Consider the following 12,153-nt stretch of genomic DNA (forward strand, 5'->3'; position numbering starts at 1 on the left):
TAGTCATGATAATAGGGCCTTCTGATTAGAAGGCCCTATTATCAATGATTTTTATCCTCGTGACGACACTATCTAGTGTTTTTCGAGATCGGTTTTGAAATCGCGTTTTTCATAACCGGTGTACAGCTGACGCGGACGGGCAATTTTGATGCCGTCGTCGTGCATTTCGTTCCAGTGTGCAATCCAGCCCACGGTACGCGCCATCGCGAAGATAACGGTAAACATGGAAGACGGAATGCCCATCGCTTTGAGGATGATACCGGAGTAGAAGTCCACGTTCGGGTACAGCTTACGCTCGATGAAGTACGGGTCGTTGAGCGCGATATGCTCAAGCTCCATTGCCACTTCCAGCAGATCGTCTTTGGTGCCCAGCTCACGCAGAACTTCGTGGCAGGTTTCACGCATGACGGTCGCGCGCGGGTCATAGTTCTTGTAGACACGGTGACCGAAGCCCATCAGACGGAACGAATCGTTCTTGTCTTTGGCGCGACGCAGGAATTCCGGAATGTGTTTAACGGTGCTGATTTCTTCCAGCATTTTGAGCGCCGCTTCGTTCGCGCCGCCGTGCGCCGGTCCCCACAGGGAGGCAATGCCCGCCGCGATACACGCAAACGGGTTTGCACCGGAGGAGCCTGCGGTACGGACGGTGGAGGTGGATGCGTTCTGCTCATGGTCAGCGTGCAGGATCAGGATACGGTCCATTGCACGTTCCAGCACCGGGTTCACTTCATATTTTTCACACGGCGTGGAGAACATCATGTTCAGGAAGTTACCCGCGTAGGAGAGGTCGTTGCGCGGATAAACAAAAGGCTGGCCGATTGAATACTTGTAACACATCGCCGCCACAGTAGGCATTTTAGACAGCAGACGGAAAGCCGCGATCTCACGGTGACGCGGATTGTTCACGTCCAGAGAGTCATGGTAGAACGCCGCCAGCGCGCCAGTGACGCCACACAGAACCGCCATCGGGTGGGAGTCACGACGGAAGCCATGGAACAGACGGGTAATCTGCTCGTGAATCATTGTGTGACGAGTAACGGTGAGTTTGAACTCATCGTACTGTTCTTGCGTCGGTTTTTCGCCGTACAGCAGGATATAGCACACTTCCAGATAGTTGGAATCGGTGGCCAACTGGTCGATCGGGAAACCACGATGCAACAGGATACCTTCGTCGCCATCGATGAAGGTGATTTTGGATTCGCATGATGCGGTAGAGGTGAAACCTGGGTCAAAAGTGAACACACCTTTTGAACCGAGACTACGGATATCAATAACATCCTGACCGAGCGTGCCTTTTAGCACATCCAGTTCAATAGCAGCGTCACCATTGTAGGTGATGTTTGCTTTTTTATCAGCCATTTACGGTCTCCTTAGCGCCTTATTGCTTAAGACTACCTGTTACCGGATTTGCATTCAAACTGCCTTTTAACGCTACCAGATTATTATTTGGCTCGCTGCTCTGATGAGAGGAAAAACCAGGGTACAGAGCGATGGGCGCTAGCAGGTACACATTGAAAGTACAGTAAAAACAGCAACAAATCAGGTTCTTAGCAGTCGGATATTTTCAAATCTATATACCACTAATAACTGTCCTGATTAATTCGGTCAACTTAATCACACTCTTGCATAACTTATTTGCAGGTGAAAGATAGACCCCATAACTTTTGCGAATTATATCTCTCTTTTGATGAGGTTTGTAACAAGAATGTTTAAGTTTTGTCAAATCAGATGATTAAATTTTAAAATAATGTTGTTATCGTGACCATGATCACTGTTCAGCATAAAACCCGACAAACTATATGTAGGTTAATTGTAATGATTTTGTGAACGACCTATACTGCCGCCAGGTCTCCGGAATACCCTGCAATCCCGAGCCACCCAGCGTTGTAACCTGTCGTTTCGCATCTGGAAGCAAATTTTTTGCATTACGCGCAGTTATAGAAAAGGACGCTGTCTGACCCGCAAGCAGACCGGAGGAAGGAAACTATAAGAACAGCATGTGGGCGTTATTCATGATAAAAAATGTGAAAAAACAAAGACCTGTTAATCTGGATCTCACAACGATCCGGTTTCCTGTAACGGCTATAGCGTCCATTCTCCACCGCGTTTCCGGCGTCATCACTTTTGTGGCGGTCGGTATTCTGCTGTGGTTACTGGGCCTGTCGCTGTCATCCCAAGAAGGTTTCCAGACTGCCTCCGCAATTATGAATGGTTTTTTTGTTAAATTTATTCTGTGGGGCATTCTGACTGCGCTGGCCTATCACGCGGTGGGCGGTATTCGCCACATGCTGATGGATTTTGGCTGGCTGGAAGAAACTTTTGAGGCAGGAAAACGTTCCGCCAACGTGTCATTTGCAATTACTGTCGTGCTTTCACTTCTCGCAGGAGTCCTCGTATGGTAAGCAACGCCTCCGCATTAGGACGCAACGGCGTACATGACTATATTCTGGTCCGTGCTACCGCCATCGTACTGACGCTCTATATCATCTATATGGTTGGCTTCTTCGCCATTACTGGCGATATAACCTGGCAAGTCTGGACGGGCTTCTTCTCATCTGCTTTCACCAAAGTCTTCACCCTGCTGGCACTGTTCTCCATTTTGATCCATGCCTGGATTGGCATGTGGCAGGTGTTGACCGACTACGTTAAACCGCTGGCTATTCGCCTGATTCTGCAACTGGCTATCGTCGTTGCACTCGCGGCTTACGTTATTTATGGATTCGTTGTGGTGTGGGGTGTGTGATGAAATTGCCAGTCAGAGAATTTGATGCTGTCGTTATTGGCGCAGGCGGCGCAGGTATGCGCGCGGCGTTACAAATTTCCCAAAGTGGCCAGACCTGTGCGCTGCTTTCCAAAGTCTTTCCAACCCGTTCTCACACCGTATCCGCTCAGGGCGGCATCACGGTAGCGCTGGGCAATACCCACGAAGATAACTGGGAATGGCACATGTACGACACGGTAAAAGGTTCCGATTACATCGGCGACCAGGATGCCATCGAATATATGTGTAAAACCGGTCCGGAAGCGATTCTGGAACTGGAACATATGGGCCTGCCGTTCTCCCGTCTGGATGATGGCAAAATCTATCAGCGTCCGTTTGGCGGCCAGTCGAAAAACTTCGGCGGCGAGCAGGCGGCACGTACCGCAGCAGCGGCTGACCGTACCGGTCACGCACTGTTGCACACGCTTTATCAGCAAAACCTTAAAAACCACACTACTATTTTTTCCGAGTGGTACGCGCTGGATCTGGTGAAAAACCAGGATGGCGCTGTGGTCGGTTGTACTGCTCTGTGCATTGAAACGGGCGAAGTGGTCTATTTCAAAGCCCGCGCAACCGTACTGGCAACCGGTGGTGCCGGTCGTATTTACCAGTCCACCACTAACGCACACATCAATACCGGCGACGGTGTCGGGATGGCGCTGCGTGCCGGTGTACCGGTGCAGGATATGGAAATGTGGCAGTTCCACCCAACCGGTATCGCTGGGGCAGGAGTTCTGGTCACCGAAGGCTGCCGTGGTGAAGGTGGCTATCTGTTAAATAAACATGGTGAGCGTTTCATGGAGCGCTATGCGCCGAACGCGAAAGACCTGGCGGGTCGTGATGTGGTGGCACGTTCCATCATGATCGAAATCCGCGAAGGTCGTGGCTGTGATGGTCCGTGGGGCCCGCACGCCAAACTGAAACTCGATCACCTCGGTAAAGAGGTGCTGGAGTCGCGTTTGCCTGGCATTCTGGAACTGTCCCGTACCTTTGCGCACGTCGATCCAGTGAAAGAGCCGATCCCGGTGATCCCAACCTGCCACTACATGATGGGCGGGATCCCGACGAAAGTGACCGGTCAGGCGCTGACGGTCAACGCGCAGGGCGAAGATGTGGTGATTCCGGGCCTGTTTGCGGTGGGCGAAATCGCCTGCGTATCGGTGCACGGTGCCAACCGTCTGGGCGGCAACTCCCTGCTCGACCTGGTGGTCTTTGGTCGCGCGGCGGGTCTGCATCTGCAGGAATCTATCGCCGAACAGGGCGAACTGCGTGATGCAACAGAAGAAGATGTTGATGCTTCTCTGGAACGCCTCAACCGCTGGAACAACAACCGCGATGGTGAAGATCCGGTAACCATTCGTAAAGCGCTGCAGGAATGTATGCAGCACAACTTCTCGGTATTCCGTGAAGGCGACGCGATGGCGAAAGGTCTGGAACAACTGAAAGTGATTCGCGAACGCCTGAAAAACGCCCGTCTGGATGACACCTCCAGTGAATTCAACACTCAGCGTGTTGAGTGTCTGGAGCTGGATAACCTGATGGAAACCGCGTACGCGACGGCGGTATCTGCCAACTTCCGTACCGAGAGCCGTGGCGCGCATAGCCGCTTCGACTTCCCGGATAGGGATGATGAAAACTGGCTGTGCCATTCCCTGTATCTGCCAGAGACGGAATCCATGACGCGCCGTAGCGTCAATATGGAACCGAAACTGCGTCCGGCATTCCCGCCGAAGATTCGTACTTACTAATGCGGAGACAGGAAAATGAAATTCGAGTTTTCGATTTATCGCTATAACCCGGATGTTGACGACGCTCCGCGCATGCAGGATTACACGCTGGAAGGGGAAGAAGGTCGTGACATGATGCTGCTGGATGCCTTAATGCAGCTGAAAGAAAAAGACCCGAGCCTCTCTTTCCGTCGCTCCTGTCGTGAAGGGGTGTGCGGTTCCGACGGTCTGAACATGAACGGTAAGAACGGTCTGGCATGCATTACGCCGCTGTCGGCGCTGGGTAACGGTAAGCAGAAGATTGTTATTCGCCCGCTGCCGGGGCTGCCGGTAATCCGTGATTTGGTTGTGGACATGGGGCAATTCTATGCCCAATATGAGAAGATTAAGCCTTACTTATTGAATAATGGGCAAAATCCACCCGCTCGTGAGCATCTGCAGATGCCTGAGCAGCGTGAAAAACTCGATGGGCTGTACGAATGTATTCTTTGTGCATGCTGCTCCACGTCCTGTCCGTCGTTCTGGTGGAATCCGGACAAGTTTATCGGCCCGGCCGGTCTGCTGGCGGCGTATCGCTTCCTGATCGACAGCCGTGACACCGAGACCGATAACCGTCTGGAAGGCCTGAGTGATGCTTTCAGCGTATTCCGCTGCCATAGCATTATGAACTGCGTCAGTGTATGTCCGAAGGGGCTGAACCCGACGCGCGCCATCGGCCATATTAAGTCGATGTTGTTGCAACGTAGTGCGTAGTAAACGTGGGGGGAGCGCTGTTTCCCCTCACCCTGACCCTCTCCCTTAGGGAGAGGGAAAATGAAGCAGGAAACCTTTAAAAACCGCTGTACGCAGTTGAAATAATCGAAGCGTTTGTGGCGAGACAAGGCGGCAACTGAGCGAATTGATGGGAGCATAGTGAACTATGTGACCGGAGTGAGTGAAGGCAGCCAACACCGTCGCAGCCCAAACGATGAAGATTAGGCAGTTTTTAAAGGTTCCTTCGCGGGCCAACAAAGAGAAGAGCTCGCAAGTGAACCCCGGGACGTGTGCGCCCTGCCGCGCGCGTTGTAGTTATCCACGGCGAAGTAAGCATACTAATGCTTAAGGGATCACGATGCAGAACAGCGCTTTGAAAGCCTGGCTGGACTCTTCTTACCTCTCTGGCTCGAACCAGAGCTGGATAGAACAGCTCTATGAAGACTTCTTAACCGATCCTGACTCGGTTGATTCGAACTGGCGTGCCATGTTTGAAGAGCTACCGGGCACCGGAGCGAAACCGGATCAATTCCATTCCAAAACACGTGATTATTTCCGTCGTCTGGCGAAGGATGCCTCACGTTACTCTTCCTCCATTTCTGACCCTGACACCAACGCGAAGCAGGTTAAAGTCCTGCAGCTCATTAACGCCTACCGTTTCCGCGGTCACCAGCAGGCTAATCTCGATCCGCTGGGACTGTGGCAGCAAGAGCGCGTTGCAGACCTCGATCCGTCATTCCATGACCTGACCGATGCAGATTTTCAGGAGACGTTCAACGTAGGTTCTTTTGCCATCGGCAAAGACACAATGCAGCTTGGCGATCTGATTGCTGCGCTGAAACAGACCTACTGCGGCTCTATCGGTGCGGAATACATGCACATCACCAGCACCGAAGAGAAACGCTGGATCCAGCAGCGTATCGAATCCGTTGTCGGTAAAGCCACCTTCTCGGTGGATGAGAAAAAACGCTTCCTCAGCGAACTGACGGCTGCAGAAGGGATGGAGCGCTATCTTGGCGCGAAATTCCCTGGCGCGAAACGCTTCTCACTGGAAGGCGGCGATGCGCTAGTGCCGATGCTCAAAGAGATGATCCGCCATGCCGGTAAGAGCGGCACGCGCGAAGTGGTGCTGGGTATGGCGCACCGTGGTCGTCTGAACGTACTGATTAACGTCCTGGGTAAAAAACCACAGGACCTGTTTGATGAATTTGCCGGTAAGCATAAAGAACACCTCGGTACCGGTGACGTGAAATACCACATGGGTTTCTCGTCCGATATGGAAACTGAAGGAGGTCTGGTGCACCTGGCGCTGGCATTTAACCCGTCGCACCTGGAAATCGTGAGCCCGGTGGTGATGGGGTCTGTGCGCGCCCGTCTGGACAGGCTGGATGAGCCGAGCAGCAACAAAGTACTGCCGATCACCATTCACGGCGACGCTGCTGTTGCCGGTCAGGGCGTGGTTCAGGAAACCCTGAACATGTCCAAAGCGCGTGGTTACGAAGTGGGCGGTACCGTTCGCATCGTCATCAACAACCAGGTCGGTTTCACCACCTCTAACCCGCTGGATGCCCGCTCCACGCCGTACTGTACCGACATCGGTAAAATGGTGATGGCGCCGATTTTCCACGTGAACGCGGATGACCCGGAAGCGGTAGCCTTTGTTACTCGCCTGGCGCTGGACTTCCGTAACACCTTTAAACGCGATGTGTTCATCGACCTGGTCTGCTACCGCCGTCACGGCCATAACGAAGCCGACGAGCCGAGTGCAACTCAGCCGCTGATGTACCACAAAATCAAGAAACACCCGACGCCGCGTAAAATCTATGCTGACATGCTGGAACACGACGGCGTGGCGACGCTGGAAGATGCCACCGAGCTGGTCAATCTGTACCGCGATGCGCTGGATGCCGGCGAATGCGTGGTGCAGGAGTGGCGTCCGATGAACATGCACTCTTTCACCTGGTCGCCGTACCTGAACCATGAATGGGACGAAAGCTATCCGAACAAAGTCGAGATGAAACGCGTGCAGGAACTGGCAAAACGCATCAGTACGGTGCCGGACGCCATTGAAATGCAGGCGCGTGTTGCCAAGATTTACGGCGATCGTCAGGCCATGGCCGCAGGCGAGAAGCTGTTCGACTGGGGCGGCGCGGAAAACCTGGCGTATGCCACGCTGGTTGATGAAGGCATCTCCGTGCGCCTGTCCGGTGAAGATTCCGGTCGCGGCACCTTCTTCCATCGTCACGCAGTGATCCACAACCAGGCGAACGGTTCTACCTATACGCCGCTGCACCATGTTCACAATGCCCAGGGTCCATTCAAAGTCTGGGATTCCGTCCTGTCCGAAGAAGCGGTACTGGCGTTTGAATACGGTTATGCCACGGCAGAACCGCGCACTCTGACTATCTGGGAAGCGCAGTTCGGCGACTTCGCCAACGGTGCACAGGTAGTTATCGACCAGTTCATCAGCTCCGGCGAGCAGAAATGGGGCCGTATGTGCGGTCTGGTGATGCTGCTGCCGCACGGCTACGAAGGCCAGGGTCCGGAGCACTCCTCCGCGCGTCTGGAACGTTACCTGCAGTTGTGTGCTGAACAAAACATGCAGGTGTGCGTCCCGTCCACCCCGGCACAGGTTTACCACATGCTGCGTCGTCAGGCGCTGCGCGGTATGCGTCGTCCGCTGATCGTGATGTCACCGAAATCCCTGCTGCGTCATCCGCAGGCGGTGTCCACCCTCGATGAGCTGGCGAACGGCACCTTTATGCCGGCGATTGGCGAGATCGATGACCTTGATCCTAAAGGCGTTAAGCGCGTTGTTCTGTGTTCTGGTAAGGTTTATTACGACCTGCTTGAACAGCGTCGTAAGAACGACCAGAAAGACGTCGCCATTGTCAGGATTGAGCAGTTGTATCCGTTCCCACACCAGTCGGTGCAGGAAGCGCTTAAAGCCTATGCTCATGTACAGGATTTTGTCTGGTGCCAGGAAGAGCCGCTTAACCAGGGCGCATGGTACTGCAGCCAGCATCATCTGCGAGAAGTGATTCCGTTTGGGGCTGCCTTGCAATATGCAGGCCGTCCGGCCTCCGCTTCGCCAGCGGTAGGATATCTGTCCGTTCACCAGAAACAACAACAAGCTCTGGTCAATGACGCGCTGAACGTCGATTAATTAAAGGATAAATAATGAGTAGCGTAGATATTCTTGTACCCGACCTGCCTGAGTCCGTTGCAGATGCGACTGTTGCGACCTGGCACAAAAAACCGGGCGATACCGTCCAACGCGATGAAGTGTTGGTAGAAATCGAAACTGACAAAGTGGTACTGGAAGTACCGGCATCGGCGGACGGCATCTTGGACGCAGTGCTGGAAGATGAAGGCACGACCGTAACGTCCCGCCAGATTCTGGGCCGCCTGCGCGAAGGTAACAGCGCGGGTAAAGAGAGCAGCGCGAAATCTGAAGCGAAAAAGTCGACTCCGGCTCAGCGTCAGCAGGCGTCTCTCGAAGAGCAAAGCAACGATGCGCTCAGCCCGGCAATCCGTCGCCTGCTGGCTGAACACAACCTCGAAGTCAGCGCCATTAAAGGCACCGGTGTGGGTGGTCGTCTGACTCGCGAAGATATTGATAAACATCTGGCGAAAGCCCCGGCGAAGAAAGAAGAGAGCAAACCTGCAGCACCGGCTGCCGCGCCTGCTGCACCGCAGCTGGCGGGTCGCTCTGAGAAACGCGTTCCAATGACTCGCCTGCGTAAGCGTGTGGCCGAGCGTCTGCTGGAAGCGAAAAACTCCACCGCCATGCTCACCACGTTTAACGAAGTGAACATGAAGCCGATTATGGATCTGCGTAAGCAGTACTGTGACGCGTTCGAAAAACGTCACGGTATCCGTCTGGGCTTTATGTCCTTCTACGTGAAAGCGGTCGTTGAAGCGCTGAAACGCTACCCGGAAGTGAACGCCTCTATCGACGGCGACGACGTGGTGTACCACAACTATTTCGATGTCAGCATGGCGGTTTCTACGCCGCGCGGTCTGGTTACCCCGGTTCTGCGTGACATGGATGCGCTCGGCATGGCCGACATTGAAAAACACATTAAAGAGCTGGCGTTGAAAGGTCGTGACGGCAAGCTGACCGTGGAAGATCTGACCGGTGGTAACTTCACCATCACAAACGGCGGTGTGTTTGGCTCCCTGATGTCTACGCCAATCATCAACCCGCCGCAGAGCGCAATTCTGGGTATGCATGCCATTAAAGACCGCCCGATGGCCGTTGATGGCAAAGTTGAGATCCTGCCCATGATGTATCTGGCGCTCTCTTACGATCACCGCCTGATTGACGGACGTGAATCCGTTGGCTTCCTGGTGGCGATTAAAGAGCTGCTGGAAGATCCGACGCGTCTGCTGCTGGACGTGTAGTGTCCTTTGCCCGGCGGCGTAAGTTTGCCGGGCTAAAAAAATGAACACCTGCATTGTAGGCCGGATAGGCTCTGCGCCGTCCGGCGTAACAAGTTTAATGAAGGATGGATAGAACACATGAACTTACATGAATATCAGGCAAAACAGCTTTTTGCCCGTTACGGTTTGCCTGCTCCTGTAGGCTATGCGTGCTCGACGCCGCGTGAAGCGGAAGAAGCGGCATCCAAAATCGGTGCTGGCCCGTGGGTCGTGAAGTGCCAGGTACACGCAGGCGGTCGTGGTAAAGCGGGTGGCGTAAAAGTTGTTAACAGCAAAGAAGATATTCGCGCGTTCGCGGAAAACTGGCTCGGCAAACGTCTGGTGACCTACCAAACAGACGCCAACGGTCAGCCGGTAAACCAGATTCTGGTTGAAGCAGCGACTGACATCGGCAAAGAGCTGTATCTGGGCGCTGTTGTTGACCGTAGCTCCCGTCGCGTGGTGTTCATGGCGTCTACCGAAGGTGGCGTGGAAATCGAAAAAGTGGCGGAAGAAACCCCGCACCTGATCCACAAAGTTGCCCTTGATCCGCTGGCCGGCCCGATGCCGTACCAGGGGCGCGAACTGGCGTTCAAACTGGGCCTGGAAGGTAAGCAGGTTCAGCAGTTCACCAAAATCTTTATGGGCCTGGCGACCATTTTCCTTGAGCGCGACCTGGCGCTGATCGAAATCAACCCGCTGGTTATCACTAAGCAGGGCGACCTGATCTGCCTCGACGGCAAACTGGGCGCTGACGGTAACGCATTGTTCCGCCAGTCCGAGCTGCGCGAAATGCGCGACCAGTCTCAGGAAGACCCGCGCGAAGCGCAGGCTGCACACTGGGAACTGAACTACGTTGCGCTGGAAGGCAACATCGGTTGTATGGTCAACGGCGCAGGCCTGGCGATGGGTACCATGGACATCGTTAAACTGCACGGTGGCGAACCGGCTAACTTCCTCGACGTTGGCGGCGGCGCAACCAAAGAGCGCGTAACCGAAGCGTTCAAAATCATTCTGTCCGACGAGAACGTAAAAGCCGTTCTGGTTAACATCTTCGGCGGTATCGTTCGCTGCGACCTGATTGCCGACGGCATCATTGGCGCGGTGGAAGAAGTGGGTGTTAACGTACCGGTTGTTGTTCGTCTGGAAGGTAACAACGCGGAACTGGGTGCTAAGCGCCTGGCCGACAGCGGCCTGAATATTATCGCAGCGAAAAGTCTGACAGATGCAGCGCAGCAGGTTGTTGCCGCAGTGGAGGGGAAATAATGTCCGTTTTAATTGATAAAAACACCAAAGTTATCTGCCAGGGCTTCACCGGAAGCCAGGGGACGTTCCACTCCGAACAAGCGATTGCTTACGGTACGCAGATGGTTGGCGGCGTAACGCCAGGCAAAGGCGGCACCACGCATCTGGGCCTGCCGGTGTTCAACACCGTGCGTGAAGCGGTAGAAGCAACGGGCGCAACCGCCACCGTTATCTACGTTCCGGCGCCGTTCTGTAAAGACTCCATCCTGGAAGCGATCGACGCAGGCATCAAGCTGATCATCACCATCACCGAAGGTATCCCAACGTTGGATATGTTGACCGTGAAGGTGAAGCTGGATGAAGCTGGCGTGCGCATGATTGGCCCGAACTGCCCAGGCGTTATCACTCCGGGTCAGAGCAAAATCGGCATCATGCCGGGCCACATCCACCAGCCAGGCAAAGTGGGCATCGTCTCCCGTTCCGGTACCCTGACCTATGAAGCGGTTAAGCAGACCACCGACTACGGTTTCGGCCAGTCCACCTGTGTGGGCATCGGCGGTGACCCGATCCCGGGCTCTAACTTCATCGACATCCTGAAACTGTTCCAGGAAGATCCGCAGACCGAAGCGATCGTGATGATTGGTGAAATCGGCGGTAGCGCGGAAGAAGAAGCGGCTGCTTACATCAAAGATCACGTGACCAAACCGGTTGTCGGCTACATCGCCGGTGTGACCGCGCCGAAAGGCAAGCGTATGGGTCACGCGGGCGCGATCATCGCAGGCGGTAAAGGGACGGCGGATGAGAAATTCGCAGCTCTGGAAGCGGCTGGCGTGAAAACCGTTCGCAGCCTGGCCGATATCGGCGAAGCGCTGAAAGCGATTATCAAATAAGACTCAATGCCCCTTATGAAAAGGGGCAGTAATACGTTCGACATGGTTGGCCGTCTTATGATGGCCTTTTTTTTGCGTTACCCTATGTACCGTGATTATTCAATTTTGAAATTGTCTGTACAAAGTGAAAGGATTTCGCGGCGATAACAGGTTAATAAATTTGTTTTTTTTCATACGATAATTCATCATACGAACCGGTCTTTATTCATGCGTTGACGCGCAATAATATATGATGTGAATTATTTAAAGGGAATTTTGTGAAGAAAAAAATTATTTCAGCGCGAATTCAGATAATAAGTGCAACGCTCGGACATGATTGTGGAGAGTGTAGGAGGAAGGGTTAACTACCGAT

Annotated in this window: 10 protein-coding genes; 8 read left to right on the plus strand and 2 right to left on the minus strand. The window is 53.8% G+C overall.

The features are described from left to right. Nucleotides 1–72 precede the first annotated feature (72 nt). Entirely contained in the window at nucleotides 73–1,359 is a 1,287-nt protein-coding gene (locus ACSZPU_RS18540) for a citrate synthase (RefSeq protein ID WP_047371242.1), read from the minus strand. Nucleotides 1,360–1,570: 211 nt separating this feature from the next. Beyond that, entirely contained in the window at nucleotides 1,571–1,723 is a 153-nt protein-coding gene (locus ACSZPU_RS18545) for a hypothetical protein (protein WP_499001745.1), read from the minus strand. 274 nt (nucleotides 1,724–1,997) lie between these two features. Between ACSZPU_RS18545 and sdhC the strand changes: the two genes are divergently transcribed. The 8 genes from sdhC to sucD all read left to right on the plus strand — a co-directional run bounded on the left by sdhC (nucleotide 1,998) and on the right by sucD (nucleotide 11,801). After that, nucleotides 1,998–2,402 carry a succinate dehydrogenase cytochrome b556 subunit gene (gene sdhC, locus ACSZPU_RS18550; RefSeq protein ID WP_499001747.1) on the plus strand — a complete coding sequence of 135 codons (405 nt, stop codon included), beginning with the start codon at nucleotides 1,998–2,000 and terminating at the stop codon, nucleotides 2,400–2,402. Continuing rightward, nucleotides 2,396–2,743, plus strand: a complete 348-nt coding sequence (gene sdhD / locus ACSZPU_RS18555) for a succinate dehydrogenase membrane anchor subunit (protein WP_499001752.1) — start codon at nucleotides 2,396–2,398, stop codon at nucleotides 2,741–2,743. Before sdhC ends, sdhD begins: the two co-directional genes overlap by 7 nt. After that, nucleotides 2,743–4,509 (plus strand): succinate dehydrogenase flavoprotein subunit, encoded by a 1,767-nt coding sequence (gene sdhA, locus ACSZPU_RS18560; RefSeq protein WP_499001754.1) that lies wholly within the window; start codon nucleotides 2,743–2,745, stop codon nucleotides 4,507–4,509. Before sdhD ends, sdhA begins: the two co-directional genes overlap by 1 nt. A gap of 15 nt (nucleotides 4,510–4,524) precedes the next feature. Next, on the plus strand, nucleotides 4,525–5,241 hold the full coding sequence (gene sdhB / locus ACSZPU_RS18565) for a succinate dehydrogenase iron-sulfur subunit SdhB (RefSeq protein ID WP_041852080.1): 717 nt from the start codon (nucleotides 4,525–4,527) through the stop codon (nucleotides 5,239–5,241). Nucleotides 5,242–5,599: 358 nt separating this feature from the next. Beyond that, entirely contained in the window at nucleotides 5,600–8,407 is a 2,808-nt protein-coding gene (gene sucA / locus ACSZPU_RS18570; RefSeq protein ID WP_499001757.1) for a 2-oxoglutarate dehydrogenase E1 component, read from the plus strand. Between the two features lie 14 nt (nucleotides 8,408–8,421). Continuing rightward, nucleotides 8,422–9,648 (plus strand): 2-oxoglutarate dehydrogenase complex dihydrolipoyllysine-residue succinyltransferase, encoded by a 1,227-nt coding sequence (gene odhB, locus ACSZPU_RS18575; protein WP_499001760.1) that lies wholly within the window; start codon nucleotides 8,422–8,424, stop codon nucleotides 9,646–9,648. Nucleotides 9,649–9,765: 117 nt separating this feature from the next. Next, a complete protein-coding gene (gene sucC, locus ACSZPU_RS18580) occupies nucleotides 9,766–10,932 on the plus strand; it encodes an ADP-forming succinate--CoA ligase subunit beta (protein WP_499001763.1) in 1,167 nt (388 codons plus the stop codon). Continuing rightward, nucleotides 10,932–11,801: a succinate--CoA ligase subunit alpha gene (sucD, locus tag ACSZPU_RS18585; protein WP_499001766.1), complete on the plus strand. Its 870-nt coding sequence runs from the start codon at nucleotides 10,932–10,934 to the stop codon at nucleotides 11,799–11,801. The genes sucC and sucD overlap by 1 nt, the downstream gene beginning before the upstream one ends. Nucleotides 11,802–12,153: the final 352 nt, after the last annotated feature.

The sequence above is a fragment of the Phytobacter sp. V69 genome (genome assembly GCF_965644215.1).
Lineage (GTDB): Bacteria > Pseudomonadota > Gammaproteobacteria > Enterobacterales > Enterobacteriaceae > Phytobacter.